13 protein-coding genes are annotated in these 14,566 nt (G+C 52.3%); 7 read left to right on the forward strand and 6 right to left on the reverse strand.

What is annotated here, in order from left to right; genetic code table 11:
* Positions 1-37 precede the first annotated feature (37 nt).
* Complete coding sequence (gene malS / locus AC3ITF_RS00760; RefSeq protein ID WP_489176071.1) at positions 38-2,068, reverse strand: alpha-amylase; 2,031 nt, start codon at positions 2,066-2,068, stop codon at positions 38-40.
* A gap of 316 nt (positions 2,069-2,384) precedes the next feature.
* Between malS and AC3ITF_RS00765 the strand changes: the two genes are divergently transcribed.
* Positions 2,385-3,209 (forward strand): protein bax, encoded by an 825-nt coding sequence (locus AC3ITF_RS00765; protein WP_489176072.1) that lies wholly within the window; start codon positions 2,385-2,387, stop codon positions 3,207-3,209.
* 85 nt (positions 3,210-3,294) lie between these two features.
* Here AC3ITF_RS00765 and xylR read toward each other — a convergent pair whose 3' ends face one another.
* Positions 3,295-4,473 (reverse strand): D-xylose utilization transcriptional activator XylR, encoded by a 1,179-nt coding sequence (gene xylR / locus AC3ITF_RS00770; protein WP_115257197.1) that lies wholly within the window; start codon positions 4,471-4,473, stop codon positions 3,295-3,297.
* A 362-nt stretch (positions 4,474-4,835) separates the two neighbouring features.
* Between xylR and xylA the strand changes: the two genes are divergently transcribed.
* The 3 genes from xylA to yiaB all read left to right on the forward strand — a co-directional run bounded on the left by xylA (position 4,836) and on the right by yiaB (position 8,200).
* Positions 4,836-6,158 (forward strand): xylose isomerase, encoded by a 1,323-nt coding sequence (gene xylA, locus AC3ITF_RS00775; protein WP_489176073.1) that lies wholly within the window; start codon positions 4,836-4,838, stop codon positions 6,156-6,158.
* Positions 6,159-6,230: 72 nt separating this feature from the next.
* Positions 6,231-7,685, forward strand: a complete 1,455-nt coding sequence (gene xylB / locus AC3ITF_RS00780; RefSeq protein WP_279271462.1) for a xylulokinase — start codon at positions 6,231-6,233, stop codon at positions 7,683-7,685.
* A gap of 167 nt (positions 7,686-7,852) precedes the next feature.
* Positions 7,853-8,200 carry an inner membrane protein YiaB gene (yiaB, locus tag AC3ITF_RS00785; RefSeq protein WP_115257199.1) on the forward strand — a complete coding sequence of 116 codons (348 nt, stop codon included), beginning with the start codon at positions 7,853-7,855 and terminating at the stop codon, positions 8,198-8,200.
* A 13-nt stretch (positions 8,201-8,213) separates the two neighbouring features.
* Here yiaB and AC3ITF_RS00790 read toward each other — a convergent pair whose 3' ends face one another.
* Positions 8,214-9,209 carry an acyltransferase gene (locus AC3ITF_RS00790; RefSeq protein WP_489176074.1) on the reverse strand — a complete coding sequence of 332 codons (996 nt, stop codon included), beginning with the start codon at positions 9,207-9,209 and terminating at the stop codon, positions 8,214-8,216.
* A 175-nt stretch (positions 9,210-9,384) separates the two neighbouring features.
* Here AC3ITF_RS00790 and AC3ITF_RS00795 point away from each other — a divergent pair, with 175 nt between their 5' ends.
* From AC3ITF_RS00795 to glyS, 3 genes are all read left to right on the forward strand, one after another.
* Entirely contained in the window at positions 9,385-9,693 is a 309-nt protein-coding gene (locus AC3ITF_RS00795; protein WP_115257200.1) for a YsaB family lipoprotein, read from the forward strand.
* Between the two features lie 95 nt (positions 9,694-9,788).
* Entirely contained in the window at positions 9,789-10,700 is a 912-nt protein-coding gene (glyQ, locus tag AC3ITF_RS00800) for a glycine--tRNA ligase subunit alpha (protein WP_001168551.1), read from the forward strand.
* A gap of 9 nt (positions 10,701-10,709) precedes the next feature.
* Positions 10,710-12,779, forward strand: a complete 2,070-nt coding sequence (gene glyS, locus AC3ITF_RS00805; protein ID WP_115257201.1) for a glycine--tRNA ligase subunit beta — start codon at positions 10,710-10,712, stop codon at positions 12,777-12,779.
* A gap of 63 nt (positions 12,780-12,842) precedes the next feature.
* Here glyS and cueP read toward each other — a convergent pair whose 3' ends face one another.
* The 3 genes from cueP to AC3ITF_RS00820 all read right to left on the reverse strand — a co-directional run bounded on the left by cueP (position 12,843) and on the right by AC3ITF_RS00820 (position 14,355).
* Positions 12,843-13,382 carry a copper-binding periplasmic metallochaperone CueP gene (gene cueP, locus AC3ITF_RS00810; protein ID WP_174361280.1) on the reverse strand — a complete coding sequence of 180 codons (540 nt, stop codon included), beginning with the start codon at positions 13,380-13,382 and terminating at the stop codon, positions 12,843-12,845.
* Positions 13,383-13,568: 186 nt separating this feature from the next.
* Positions 13,569-13,781, reverse strand: coding sequence for a transcription antiterminator/RNA stability regulator CspE (cspE, locus tag AC3ITF_RS00815; RefSeq protein WP_004126446.1), 213 nt, complete (start codon positions 13,779-13,781; stop codon positions 13,569-13,571).
* Positions 13,782-14,064: 283 nt separating this feature from the next.
* On the reverse strand, positions 14,065-14,355 hold the full coding sequence (locus tag AC3ITF_RS00820; RefSeq protein ID WP_115257202.1) for an HTH-type transcriptional regulator: 291 nt from the start codon (positions 14,353-14,355) through the stop codon (positions 14,065-14,067).
* Positions 14,356-14,566: the final 211 nt, after the last annotated feature.

Here is a 14,566-nt window from a genome sequence, read left to right on the forward strand (position 1 = left end):
GCTTCTCGCCCCACCGGGTACGAGAAGCCAGGGGGGATTAGGGCTGACCTGCCCAAATGACCATCACTTTGTCGTCACCGTGCTCGCGGGAAAATCCGTATCCTTGTTTCAACGTCAGCGTGGTTTGTTTACCGGCGCCGATGGCGGCATGTCTGGCCCTGAACTGGCTGATTTTCTGCCAGTGTGCGACGCTGGCGGCCGATTTACCGCTGACGTCCTGCCAGTTCATATCGGATCGCGTGCCTTGTAAAGGGTCTGAGCCGGTCGGGCCGAAAGGACGCGCGGATTCGTCACCGTAAAACAGCTGCACCGCGCCCGGTGCCAGTAGCAACAGCTCGGCGGCTTTATCTCCACCTTCGCGGAACAGGCGCGTGTCGTGCGATGAGAGATAGCTCAGGACGTTAAAATCCTGCAATTTATCCGCCATCTGCTGCCAGGTGAGATCCATATTGGCCAGGCAGTCGACGGCGCTGGCCGCCTGTTCCTGATAATCAAAATTGATCATCGCATCAAAGCCGTGGCGGTAATACTCACTGCGCATAACGCCGTGACCCCAGGCTTCGCCGGTCATCCAGAAGGGTTTATCATCCAGCGCTTTGTCCGGGTTAGCTTTCTTCCATTCGGTCAGCGCTGCGCTGGCCTGGGTTTTCAACTGCTGCCAGGCGGGAAGTTCGACGTGCTTGGCGGTATCGACCCGAAACCCGTCAATCCCGTAGTCGCGCACCCACTGGCTGAGCCAGTGGGTCAGATAATCTCGTGGCGTGTAGCCCGCAATGGCTTTGGCGTGGGTATCCGGTTTGTTATTGTAAAACACCGGTAACCCGGAAGGCGTGTTGGACTCGGTTTTCAGATCGGGCAGGAAGGCCAGCGACATCGTCAGGTCGTCAAAACCGGGGCTGTCGTAGTCGCCGATGTCGGTACGGATCCAATTTTTCCCCCACCATTTTTCCCAGGCGGCTTTATCACTGAAATTGATGTAATCATTAAAGCTGTGCCAGCTCTGTCCGGCGGCGGGCTTCCAGTCCGTCCAGTGTTCACCGAGCGTATGTTTCAATTCATCGCCCGATAAATATAACGCGCCAAACTGATAATCCTGCATATCGGCCAGCGTCGCGTAACCGGCATGGTTCATCACCACATCGAACAGAATGCGGATACCGCGCTGGTGAGCGCCATCGACCAGCGCACGCAGATCGGCCTCGTTGCCCATATTGGCATCAAGCGTGGTCCAGTCTTGCGTGTAATAACCGTGATAGGCGTAGTGGGGGAAATCCCCTTTGGTGCCACCACCTACCCAGCCGTGAATCTGCTCAAACGGAGCGCTGATCCACAGGGCGTTAACGCCTAACTGTTGCAGATAGTCGAGTTTGCTGGTGAGGCCACGTAAATCGCCACCGTGAAACGTCCCAATCTCCTGCATGCCGTCGTTGTGGCGACCGTAGCTGTGGTCATTGGTCGGATCGCCGTTTTGAAAGCGATCCGTCAGTACGAAATACACTGTGGCGTTATGCCAGTCGAAGGGGGCAGGGGCGTCCGTTTCTGCGCGTTCAAGCAGTAATAGCCCGTTGCTACTGGCTGCGGGTTGGAGGGTGATTTGACCGTGCTTAACCATTGCCGTCTGCTGGCTGTAGTAATCACGCACCACGGCACCTTCAGGGAAAGTCTGACTCACATCCAGCGTCAGCGGTGAGCCATCCCATTTCGGACACTGGCGAATCAGGTTGCTCACCGGCTCAACGGCGGATGCTACTGATAACATCAACGTTGGCGTTCCGGAGCGGGTATCCACTTCCAGCGTGTAACTACCGTCTTTGAATAAACGCCACTGTGGTGGCTCGCCTGTGCAAGGTTTTAGCGACAGCATCTGGTTGAGTTTAATGGTTTCGGCAGGCTGCCAGCACTGTTGGTCAAAATTTAGTATTAAAGGACGGGTACCCTTCGTCAACGTTGCATGGCTGACAAACTTACCCGTACCCTCCACTTCGAAGGTGGGGAACCCTTGAGAAGTCCATGACGAGGCGATGGTGATGCCTGGCATAAGCGCCAGCGCAAAGGCGGCAAGTTTCATAACGCTGTCCTGAATGCTGCGATTTTAGCCAGTTTGCCAGCGAATTACGGTCGGAGACTCATCCTTTGGGTGGATTCCGCCAGGATGAGACGTGAGGGTGAGCGATCGTGCGCAAAAAACGGCATTATTTTGCGATAACACCCGCATTTTCTTCGAATTAATACCAATCTTAACCGTTAGCGCGTGACATAGTTTCGGAATTGGACTATTCCTTTGGGTGCTCTTGACGGCTATTTTTGCTATGATTTGAGATTCATCTCTCATTTTTATGAAAAATATAAGGTGTTGGAATGTATAAATCCGACCAGGAGACCTAATGATATTGACTCCCATTCGACGATATGGGGCCATGATTCTAATGTTACTCACCATTGCATTTTCCGGTGAGGTGCTGGCAAAGACACACACGGCAACAACGAGTCAGAAGCCCCTGGCAACCAAGACAAGTAATACACAGGTAAGCAGTAAACAAGAGTATTCTCGCAATAGTGCAAAGAGTAGTTCACTTCCTGATTTGCGAAAATACCCTTCCGGAACACCAAGGAAAAAAGCGTTTCTCCGGACGGTTATGCCTTACATTACTAGTCAAAATGCGGCCATTACTGCTGAACGTAACTGGCTGATTTCAAAGCAGTACCAGAATCGCTGGTCGCCGAGCGAGCGTGCGCGCATGAAAGATATCGCCAAACGCTACAAGGTGAGCTGGTCTGGCAACACGCGTAAAATTCCGTGGAACACGCTGCTTGAGCGCGTGGATATTATCCCTACCAGTATGGTGGCAACCATGGCTGCGGCAGAAAGCGGCTGGGGTACGTCGAAGCTGGCACGTAGCAACAATAATCTGTTTGGCATGAAATGTGTCAAAGGTCGTTGCACCAATGCGCCGGGTAAGGTGAAAGGCTACTCTCAGTTTGACTCGGTGAAAGAGTCAGTGACGGCTTACGTCATTAATCTGAATACGCATCCGGCATACTCTTCTTTCCGTAAGTCACGCGCTCAGCTGCGTAAAACCGATCAGGAAGTCACCGCCACGGCGATGATTCATAAGCTGAAGGGGTATTCCACCCAAGGGAAGAGCTACAACAACTATCTGTTCGCGATGTACCAGGATAACCAGCGCTTAATTGCAGCGCATATGTAATTCCTGCGCCTGATGGCGCTACGTTTATCCGGCCAACAAGATGACTCGTCGGCCGGATAAAGCGCAGTCGCCATCCGGCAACACATCACATCAGCACTTCGCTGTTCACATCGCGGTATTCTTTTGGCGTCGTGTCGTACTCTTTCTTGAACACCGAATAGAAATACTGCAGAGACGGGTAGCCGCACATTTGTGAAATCTCGTTGATGGAAAGCGTGGTGGAAATCAGCAGGCTGCGCGCTTTCTCCAGCTTCTCGGCATGGATCACCGCATGAATGGTCTCCCCGACCTCCTCTTTAAAACGCTTCTCCAGATTCGACCGTGAAATCCCCACTGAATCCAGTACCTGTTCGACCTTGATGCCCTTACAGGCATGGTTGCGGATGAAGTGCATCGCCTGAATAACGGCCGGATCGGTAAGTGAACGGTAGTCGGTTGAACGACGTTCCACGACGCGTACCGGAGGGACCAGAATGCGTTGTAGCGTCGGCTCTTCGTTCGCCAGCACGCGGTGCAGGAGTTTTGCGGCCTGATAGCCCATCTGACGAGCACCCTGAGCAACGGATGATAACGCCACGCGCGACAGGTAGCGGGTCAGTTCTTCGTTATCAATGCCAATGACGCACAGTTTCTCCGGTACCGGAATATGCAGATGTTCACAGGCCTGCAAAACGTGCCGTGCACGCGCGTCGGTGACGGCGATAATCCCGGTTTGCGGCGGCAGAGTTTGCAGCCAGTCGGCTAACCTATTTTGTGCGTGTTGCCAGTTTTCTGGTGCAGTTTCCAGGCCCTGATAGACCACGCCACGGTACTTTTCTTTCGCTACCAGTTGGCAAAAGGCATATTCACGCTCCTCGGCCCAGCGTTTGCCGCTGGAGGGTGGTAGACCGTAAAATGCAAAGCGGTTCACTCCTTTTTCTTTCAAATGCAGAAAGGCGCTTTCAACCAATGCGTGGTTATCGGTGGCAATGTAGTGGACCGGTGGATAATGTTCAGCAAGATGGTAAGAACCCCCGACGCCAACGATGGGGACATCGACATCGGCAAGTAATTGCGCAATGTCATCGTCGTCATAATCGGCAATAACACCGTCGCCTAACCAGTCTTTAATATTATCAATACGCGCGCGAAAATCTTCCTCGATGAATATATCCCATTCAGATTGCGACGCTTGCAAATATTCACCCACGCCCTCAACCACCTGGCGGTCGTAGGCTTTATTGGCATTAAATAAAAGAGTGATACGGTGACGTTTATCAAACATAAGAGCCTGTCCTGGAAAGGGTGAATATGGGCCTGTCGATACTACCAAAACCGTGGATAATGCTGCCTGATTATGTGTGACAATTTTTTGATTTGCGTAGCGCTACGCAAAATTCACATACCCTAAGCGGGAAGGCAATTGTCATATCTTATCCGCGGATTATGGTTTTTAGTTTATTCATCAGGATTCGATCCCGATCGTCTTTTTATTTCTTTATTTAGCGCGTTTTTTTGGGAGCCAGCGCACATTTGGGTATTCTCTTAATAGCGGTGTGAAATAACGTAATTGAGCAATAAATCAGGAAATTCCAGTATGGCGATATCGCAGTTTACTTGCCGTATTACCTGATTATGGAGCTTATTATGCAGGCTTATTTTGACCAACTCGACCGTGTTCGTTTTGAAGGGACAAAATCCACTAACCCGCTCGCATTTCGCCATTACAATCCTGATGAGACAGTGTTAGGCAAGCGTATGGAAGATCACCTGCGTTTTGCCGCCTGCTATTGGCATACTTTCTGCTGGAATGGTGCAGACATGTTCGGCATGGGGGCCTTTGACCGCCCATGGCAGCAACCCGGTGAAGCGCTGGCGCTGGCGAAACGCAAAGCGGATGTGGCGTTTGAGTTTTTCCACAAGCTGAACGTGCCTTACTACTGCTTCCATGATGTGGATGTCTCGCCTGAAGGTGCTTCGCTGAAAGAGTACAAAAACAACTTCGCGCAGATGGTTGATGTGCTGGGCGCCAAACAGGAACAAAGCGGCGTGAAGCTGCTGTGGGGGACGGCAAACTGCTTTACTAACCCGCGTTACGGCGCAGGTGCGGCTACCAACCCGGACCCGGAAGTGTACAGTTGGGCGGCCACCCAGGTGGTGACTGCCATGGATGCTACGCATAAATTAGGCGGCGAGAACTATGTTCTGTGGGGCGGTCGTGAAGGCTATGAAACCCTGCTTAATACCGATCTGCGTCAGGAACGCGAGCAGATTGGCCGTTTCATGCAACTGGTGGTTGAGCACAAACACAAAACCGGTTTTCAGGGGACTTTGCTTATCGAACCGAAGCCGCAGGAGCCGACCAAACATCAGTACGACTACGATGCGGCGACCGTTTACGGCTTCCTGAAACAGTTCGGCCTGGAAAAAGAGATCAAACTGAATATCGAAGCTAACCACGCCACGCTGGCTGGCCACTCGTTCCACCACGAAATCGCCACCGCGATCGCGCTGGGCCTGTTTGGCTCTGTCGATGCCAACCGCGGAGATGCGCAGCTGGGCTGGGATACCGACCAGTTCCCGAACAGCGTGGAAGAGAATGCGCTGGTGATGTACGAAATCCTGAAAGCGGGTGGTTTCACCACGGGTGGCCTGAACTTTGATGCCAAAGTGCGTCGCCAGAGCACCGATAAATACGATCTGTTCTATGGTCATATTGGGGCGATGGACACCATGGCACTGTCGCTGAAAATTGCAGCTCGCATGATTGAAGATGGCGGCCTGGATCAGCGCGTTGCAAAACGTTATGCCGGTTGGAATGGTGAGCTGGGCCAGCAAATTCTGAAGGGCCAGATGACGCTGACCGAAATTGCGCAGTACGCTGAACAACATAATCTGGCGCCGGTGCATCAGAGCGGTCATCAGGAACAGCTGGAAAATCTGGTAAACCATTATTTGTTCGACAAATAACGGATCGTTAAGAACGTTCGTCAGCCCGGATAGCTTTGCGCTGCCGGGCATTTCTTTAAGGAACGATACCCTATGTATATCGGGATAGATCTGGGCACATCAGGCGTAAAGGCCATACTGCTGAATGAGCAGGGTGATGTTGTGGCCTCGCAGACGGAGAAACTCACGGTTTCGCGTCCTCATCCGCTATGGTCGGAGCAGGATCCTGAACAGTGGTGGCTGGCAACGGATCGCGCCGTCAAAGCACTGGCTCAGCAACATTCACTCAGGGAGGTGAAGGCGCTGGGGATTGCCGGTCAAATGCACGGTGCGACGCTACTTGATGAGCAGCAGAAGGTATTGCGCCCGGCGATCCTATGGAATGACGGACGCTGCGCACAAGAGTGCGAGATACTGGAAAACCAGGTTCCAGAGTCTCGCGGCATCACCGGCAATCTGATGATGCCGGGTTTTACGGCACCCAAATTGCTGTGGGTTCAGCGCCATGAACCGGATATTTTCCGCCAGGTTGATAAAGTCCTGCTGCCGAAAGATTACCTGCGTTTGCGTATGACCGGGGAATTCGCCAGCGATATGTCTGATGCCGCCGGTACGATGTGGCTGGACGTTGCGAAGCGCGACTGGAGCGACGTCATGCTGGCAGCCTGTCACCTGACCCGTGCGCATATGCCTGCGTTGTTTGAAGGCAGCGAGATTACCGGCACGTTGTTGCCTGCGGTCGCGCAAGCCTGGGGCATGTCCGAGATCCCGGTGATTGCGGGTGGCGGAGATAACGCGGCAGGCGCGGTTGGCGTCGGTATGATGAATGCCGGTCAGGCGATGCTTTCGCTGGGCACGTCCGGTGTTTACTTTGCGGTAAGCGACGGATTCCTCAGTAAACCAGAAAGTGCGGTACACAGTTTTTGTCATGCTTTACCTGAAAGATGGCATCTGATGTCCGTTATGCTCAGTGCGGCATCCTGCCTGGACTGGGCGGCAAAATTAACCGGGCTGAGCAGCGTTCCTGCGCTAATAACTGCGGCACAACAGGCGGATGAGCAGGCTGAACCCGTCTGGTTTTTGCCGTACCTGTCGGGTGAACGTACGCCGCATAATAATCCGCAGGCGAAAGGCGTCTTTTTTGGTCTGACGCATCAGCATGGGCCGGCAGAACTGGCGAAAGCAGTGCTGGAAGGCGTGGGATTCGCGCTGGCAGATGGTATGGATGTGGTGCATGCCTGTGGTGTTAAACCGGCCAGCATTACGCTCATTGGCGGCGGGGCGCGCAGCGAGTACTGGCGCCAGATGCTGTCTGATATCAGCGGGTTGCAGCTGGATTACCGTACCGGTGGTGACGTTGGTCCTGCGTTGGGGGCGGCACGTTTGGCACAAATTGCGATGAATTCCGATAAGCCATTATCTGACCTATTGCCTCAACTGGCGCTGGAACAGGCGCATTATCCTGACGCAGATCGCCATGCGCTTTATTTGCAGCGTCGCGAAACCTTCCGTCGTCTCTATCAGCAATTGCTGCCGCTGATGTCATGATCATATTTCCCCTCTGCTAAATGGAGGGGATTTTTATAATCTATGTATTTTTTAAATTAATAATTTACGTGTATGGATTTATTCTGAAAATATAACTTAGTGCTATTTTTCTGTGTTGTCTTTAGTGGGTTATTCATATTGTATCCGTGATGGATAAGGAGATCCCAATGAAGACTACGAGGTTTATGGCATGGCTATTATTCCTTTCGGGTGCACTCATTTACGTTATTGGTTTATGGCGCGCCTGTCCCTTATTGAACGGGAAAGGATACTTTCTGGGTGTCCTGATGACGGGGATGTTTGTGACGTACGCTTACCAGCGTGCTGAAAATAGTAATCAGAATGACGAACACTTTACGCGTGTGTGCCAGATGGTGGCATTGATAACAGTAGGGTTGCTGCTGCTGGGGATGCTGAACGCTCCCTTGTCACTCATCGAAATGGGCGCCTATCCAATGGCATTCTTCGTGTGTTTAGCGGGGCAAATTATGCTGATGCGCCCGCTAAAAGAGTAACGACGGGTGAATGTTAACTCACCAGTCGGCGTGTATCGATGCGTTGCAGCAGAACCGAAAGTAGCAGGCTGCCCGCCAGCGTGGCGCTGAAAATCCACAGCATATCTAGCGGCGGCCAGTTCTTAAGCTCGATACCGTTAGTGCGCAGCGCATGAATGATCAGCGCGTGGAAGCCATAGATACTCAGTGAGTGGCGGGAAATCAGGCCCAGTACGGGGATAGTGCGTGCGCTGAGGGTGTTTTTGACCAGCGTCAGCAGCGAGACTGCGCAAATAAATACGGCTGGGCCGCAGTAGAGATACCAGGTGTCGGCAAAATTCCCTCGCCAGCGGAGCTCGTATAAGGTTCCGCGAGAGATAACAAAGACGGCGGTGACGCACAGTGCCGCACTGACCCAGGTGAGTGCGCGTTTTTGTGTATTCATCATGCCAATCGCCCTGCCCAGCAAGCCGTACAGGATGTAATAGACCGTGTCGCCGCTGATGTACAGGTTGATGGGCAGCCACTCAACGCCCCCCATTTTTAGCGAGACGGTGTTGGGATTAGCAACGATGCCAAGCACCACCATCAGCGCCAGCAGCATTTTTCCGCTAATACTTTTCACTTGAATCAGCGGTGAGACCAGGTAGATGACGGCGATGGCGAAGAAAAACCACAGGTGATAGAACACCGGTTTTTGCAGCAGATTTTTCAAAGACAGCTCGGCGTTAATCGAGGTGAACAGTGAGATGTAGGCCAGTGCGACGGCGCTATAAAACAGAACGCAGAGCGCAATACGGAGAAAATGTCGCGGCTGGGCGCTGCGCTCGCCAAAGAAAAGAAAGCCTGAAATCATGAAAAACAGCGGTACGCTGACGCGTGAAGCTGAATTGAGCACATTGGCAAGATCCCAGGCTAACGGGCTGACGCTGTGCGCATTGGTGATGTACCAGGTGGTTGTATGGATCATAACCACCATTAAACAGGCAATCCCGCGCAGGTTATCAATCCAGAAAATTTTGGGCTGCATCAGTTCCTCTGTTTCCATTAAAAAAAGTCTGACTGGCATTTCGCGGATGTATCTCACTGGAATAATCTGAGTTTTTACGCTAAAGCTTGTGATGGTCCGATGAGATTCTCAAAATAGGATCCGTTTCCAGACAGTAATAATAATAAGACTGACCCGCAAATCAGAGGGTAATAAAATGATGATGAAGTATTTCTTTCCCGCGATGGCTGCCCTCCTGCTGGCAGGATGCGCGGACCCACAGCCGCCGGCACCGACTCAGAAAGCGCAAAAGGCCAAAGTGAGCTCTTCACGTTCGCTGGATATGGAAGCATTATGCAAAAATGAAGCGGCTGAACGTTATAACACCGGGACGCAGAAAATAGACGTAACCGGCTTCGAACAGTTCCAGGGCAGCTATGAGATGCGTGGTTCTACCTTCCGTAAAGAGAGTTTTGTCTGCTCATTTGACGCAGACGGGCAGTTTTTGCACCTTTCCATGCGCTAAGTTCCTCCTTTTTCCCGTTTCGTACTGTATATCTTGCAGCCAGCGGGTATACTGATCGCTTCCTTTAAATCCACACGTATCCAGCACGAAATAATATGCAAAAGTTTGATACCAGGACCTTCCAGGGCTTGATCCTGACCTTACAGGATTACTGGGCTCGCCAGGGCTGCACCATTGTTCAACCATTGGACATGGAAGTCGGCGCGGGTACTTCTCACCCAATGACCTGCCTGCGCGCGCTGGGGCCGGAGCCGATGGCGACTGCTTATGTGCAGCCTTCTCGTCGTCCGACCGACGGTCGCTATGGCGAAAACCCGAACCGCTTACAGCATTACTATCAGTTCCAGGTCGTCATTAAGCCGTCCCCGGACAACATTCAGGAGCTGTACCTTGGTTCGCTGAAAGAGCTGGGTATGGATCCAACCATTCACGACATCCGTTTCGTGGAAGATAACTGGGAAAACCCAACGCTGGGTGCCTGGGGTCTGGGTTGGGAAGTGTGGCTGAACGGCATGGAAGTGACGCAGTTCACCTACTTCCAGCAGGTTGGTGGTCTGGAATGTAAGCCTGTGACCGGAGAAATCACTTACGGTCTGGAACGTCTGGCGATGTACATTCAGGGCGTAGACAGCGTTTACGACCTGGTCTGGAGCGACGGCCCGCTGGGTAAAACCACTTACGGCGATGTGTTCCATCAGAACGAAGTCGAGCAGTCGACTTACAACTTTGAATACGCTGACGTGGACTTCCTGTTCACCTGCTTCGAGCAGTATGAGAAAGAAGCCCAGCAGCTGCTGGCGCTGGAAAACCCACTGCCGCTGCCTGCTTACGAACGTATTCTGAAAGCCGCCCATAGCTTCAACCTGCTGGATGCGCGTAAAGCCATCTCCGTCACCGAGCGTCAGCGTTATATTCTGCGCATTCGCACCCTGACCAAAGCAGTGGCAGAAGCTTACTATGCTTCCCGTGAAGCCCTTGGCTTCCCGATGTGCAACAAAGACAAATAAGAGGCGGCCATGTCTGAGAAAACTTTTCTGGTGGAAATCGGCACTGAAGAGCTGCCACCAAAAGCACTGCGCAGCCTGGCTGAGTCCTTTGCTGCGAACTTCACTGCGGAGCTGGACAATGCTGGCCTCGCACACGGCAACGTAGAGTGGTTTGCTGCGCCGCGTCGTTTGGCGCTGAAAGTGGCTGCCCTTGCTGAATCGCAACCTGACCGTGAAGTAGAAAAGCGCGGCCCGGCGATTGCCCAGGCGTTTGACGCGGAAGGTAAACCGAGCAAAGCGGCAGAAGGTTGGGCGCGCGGTTGCGGTATCACCGTTGATCAGGCTGAACGCCTGACCACCGACAAAGGTGAATGGCTGCTGTACCGTGCGCATGTGAAAGGCGAAAGCGCAGAAACGCTGCTGCCAAACATGATTGCCACGTCACTGGCTAAGCTGCCGATCCCGAAACTGATGCGCTGGGGCGCGTCTGACGTCCACTTTGTGCGTCCGGTTCATACCGTCACGCTGCTGCTGGGCGACAAAGTCATCCCGGCAACGATTCTAGGTATTCAGTCCGATCGCGTGATCCGCGGCCACCGCTTTATGGGCGAGCCTGAATTCACCATCGACAATGCCGACCAGTATCCTGAAATCCTGCGCCAGCGCGGCAAAGTCATTGCCGATTACGCCGAGCGTAAGGCAAAAATCAAGGCCGATGCCGAAGAGGCGGCGCGTAAGATTGGCGGTAACGCTGACCTGAGCGAAAGCCTGCTGGAAGAAGTCGCGTCTCTGGTTGAATGGCCGGTGGTGCTGACGGCGAAGTTCGAAGAAAAATTCCTCGCGGTACCGTCTGAAGCGCTGGTTCACACCATGAAAGGTGACCAGAAGTACTTCCCGGTGTACGCGAACGACGGCAAACTGCTGCCGAACTTTATCTTCGTCGCTAACATCGAATCGAAAGATCCGATGCAGATTATTTCCGGTAACGAAAAAGTGGTTCGTCCGCGTCTGGCGGATGCCGAATTCTTCTTCAATACTGACCGCAAAAAACGTCTGGAAGATCATCTGCCGCGTCTGCAAACCGTGCTGTTCCAACAGCAACTGGGTACCCTGCGCGACAAGACGGATCGTATTCAGGCGCTGGCGGGCTGGATTGCTGAACAGATTGGCGCTGATGTCAACCATGCCACCCGCGCGGGCCTGCTGTCCAAGTGTGACCTGATGACCAACATGGTCTTCGAGTTCACCGACACCCAGGGCGTGATGGGCATGCACTACGCACGTCATGATGGTGAAGCGGAAGATGTAGCGGTAGCGCTGAACGAGCAATATCAGCCACGCTTTGCCGGTGATGACCTGCCGTCTAACCCGGTGGCCTGTGCGGTAGCCATTGCCGATAAAATGGACACCCTGGCGGGTATCTTCGGTATTGGTCAGCATCCAAAAGGTGACAAAGACCCGTTTGCACTGCGTCGTGCTGCGCTGGGCGTGCTGCGTATCATCGTTGAGAAGAACCTGAACCTTGATCTGCAAACGCTGACCGAAGAAGCGGTACGTCTGTACGGTGACAAGCTGTCCAACGCGAACGTAGTGGATGATGTCATCGACTTTATGCTGGGTCGCTTCCGTGCCTGGTATCAGGACGAAGGCTACACCGTTGATACCATTCAGGCGGTGCTGGCGCGTCGTCCGACGCGTCCGGCTGATTTCGACGCACGTATGAAGGCGGTTTCGCACTTCCGTACGCTGGAAGCCGCGTCTGCGCTGGCTGCAGCCAACAAACGTGTTTCTAACATCCTCGCGAAAACGACAGAGCCGCTGAACGACCGTGTGAATGCAGCAACGCTGAAAGAGCCGGAAGAAATTACGCTGGCGATGAAGGTTGTGGTACTGCGTGACAAGCTGGAGCCTGCGTTTGCTGAGGGTCGCTATCAGGAAGCGCTGGTCGAACTGGCCGAACTGCGCGAACCGGTTGATGCGTTCTTCGAGAAAGTAATGGTTATGGTGGAAGATAAGGATTTACGTATCAACCGTCTCACCATGCTCGAAAAACTGCGTGAGCTGTTCCTGCGCGTGGCGGATATTTCGCTGCTGCAGTAACCGTCTGTTTTGACGTAAAAAATGCCGGATACGCAATTGCCTATCCGGCATTTTTTTATGCTGTTAGCGCAGCTGCAATTCGGTCAGACAGGTCTGGCTGTCATTCATCGTTTTGATGGCGTGAGACGCTTTTTTGCCGTTGTAGCTCACTTCAATTGTGCCATCCATATTGCGTGGCAGCCATACGCCGATAAAACCATTGCGGTAGCTGGTCATTGCTTTCTGCACCACCACGTCTCCCTTGCTATCCGTCACTTTGACATCAAAGGTCTTCTCGGGCATTTCTCCCTTGCAGCCAGAAAGGCTGTGGTTAAAGCAGGGGTGAGTTTGCCATTCGTATGGGGCAAAGGAGAGATAGAACTTGTCACCAAGCGGTAGCGTATAAACCTGTTCACCGGAAGAGAGCTTTAGTTCGGTGCTGGTGATGGAGGCAGAATAGGGCAGTGGTCGACTCTGAGGCGACTGGTCAATGGCGTCGACAATTTGCTCAACGGATTTCCCGCTTAGCCCATGTTGCGCCAGAAAGGTTGATTCCGGGGTAGCAGCGAATACGCTACTTGTGGTGAGTAAACCTAATAACAGCAACAGTGAGGTTTTCGACATAGCTTCAATTCCTTGTGAAAATTGTGGAATACATGCCGACGTACTATAAAGCTTACCCTTAGGGAAAGGTCAAAGGTGCGGTGGGTAAAGTAATGCAAAGAAGAAAGCTGAGGAAATTATTGCGAGAGACAGATAAAAAAAATCCCCGCCGTTTGGCAGGGATCTAGAATTTTGAGCTTTTTAAGCTTACAGGCTGGTTACGTTGCCAGCTGCCGGGCCTTTAGCGCCGCTTTCGATGGTGAAGGAAACTTTCTGACCTTCGTCCAGAGATTTGTAGCCTTCGTTCTGGATAGCAGAGAAGTGTACGAACACGTCTTTTGAGCCATCGTCAGGAGTGATGAAACCGAAGCCTTTATCAGCGTTGAACCATTTTACGATACCAGTCATTTTACCGGACATAGTGTATTACCTTTTAAAAAATAAGTGTGCCTTTCGGCGATATGGCGTGCTTTACAGATTTTTTAACAGTAAAGGAAAATGCTCACTACGAAGGGTATCAATGATAACTCTTGAAGGGACTTGCCTTACTAAACTGCTGTAATGGTCTGTACGTCAAACCGTTGAGTGCATTAACTCATTTTACGCCGGAGGATGCAACTACTATTTTCTTTTTTGTTGCTGGGGCTGGTAGTAGAACGGTCCATTTATACAGGACCGTTCTGAAGAGAAACCAGAAAAAACATCAATCCATCAACTGCTTACTTAATCTCGGGTCGGCCTGAATCAGGCGCATCAATTTCAATTCGGTACTGGAAGGCTTTACGCGTTTAGACTCCCACTCATGAACCATCGCAACCGTTACGCCCATTACTCGGGCAAAATCATCTGTTTTTAAACCCGTCCCTCGTCGTAGCTGTTCAAATTCGGTAAACGGGTTGGCTTTTTGCGTCAAGGTGACGGTCTGCGATACATCTTTAAAAACAATCTGTTCCAGACTGCTAAGCAGTTCAAGCATAGGATCTTTATATTCCATTGAGGACTCCTAAAATCACACAGCGGGATCGTGAATTTCATCGAAGCTCATTAAGAATAGTCGCAAAAAAAGACGCCGGGCGTGGGGTGCGCGCGGTGGGCGCGTTTCAGCGGATCGCGGTGGCCGACCTGTAGTTTGCTAACGATCTGATAACGGTCGGGATCTCCTCTCGGCCAAACTCATTTGTAAAGATGACAAAATTTTTACGCCA

The sequence above is a fragment of the Citrobacter sp. KH_055_1 genome (assembly GCF_057838705.1).

What these genes read in the sequence shown, in the direction of transcription:
- malS (WP_489176071.1), bottom strand. Translation starts at nt 2,068, where the DNA reads ATGAAACTTGCCGCCTTTGCGCTGGCGCTTATGCCAGGCATCACCATC.
- AC3ITF_RS00765 (WP_489176072.1), top strand. Translation starts at nt 2,385, where the DNA reads ATGATATTGACTCCCATTCGACGATATGGGGCCATGATTCTAATGTTA.
- xylR (WP_115257197.1), bottom strand. Translation starts at nt 4,473, where the DNA reads ATGTTTGATAAACGTCACCGTATCACTCTTTTATTTAATGCCAATAAA.
- xylA (WP_489176073.1), top strand. Translation starts at nt 4,836, where the DNA reads ATGCAGGCTTATTTTGACCAACTCGACCGTGTTCGTTTTGAAGGGACA.
- xylB (WP_279271462.1), top strand. Translation starts at nt 6,231, where the DNA reads ATGTATATCGGGATAGATCTGGGCACATCAGGCGTAAAGGCCATACTG.
- yiaB (WP_115257199.1), top strand. Translation starts at nt 7,853, where the DNA reads ATGAAGACTACGAGGTTTATGGCATGGCTATTATTCCTTTCGGGTGCA.
- AC3ITF_RS00790 (WP_489176074.1), bottom strand. Translation starts at nt 9,209, where the DNA reads ATGCAGCCCAAAATTTTCTGGATTGATAACCTGCGCGGGATTGCCTGT.
- AC3ITF_RS00795 (WP_115257200.1), top strand. Translation starts at nt 9,385, where the DNA reads ATGATGATGAAGTATTTCTTTCCCGCGATGGCTGCCCTCCTGCTGGCA.
- glyQ (WP_001168551.1), top strand. Translation starts at nt 9,789, where the DNA reads ATGCAAAAGTTTGATACCAGGACCTTCCAGGGCTTGATCCTGACCTTA.
- glyS (WP_115257201.1), top strand. Translation starts at nt 10,710, where the DNA reads ATGTCTGAGAAAACTTTTCTGGTGGAAATCGGCACTGAAGAGCTGCCA.
- cueP (WP_174361280.1), bottom strand. Translation starts at nt 13,382, where the DNA reads ATGTCGAAAACCTCACTGTTGCTGTTATTAGGTTTACTCACCACAAGT.
- cspE (WP_004126446.1), bottom strand. Translation starts at nt 13,781, where the DNA reads ATGTCCGGTAAAATGACTGGTATCGTAAAATGGTTCAACGCTGATAAA.
- AC3ITF_RS00820 (WP_115257202.1), bottom strand. Translation starts at nt 14,355, where the DNA reads ATGGAATATAAAGATCCTATGCTTGAACTGCTTAGCAGTCTGGAACAG.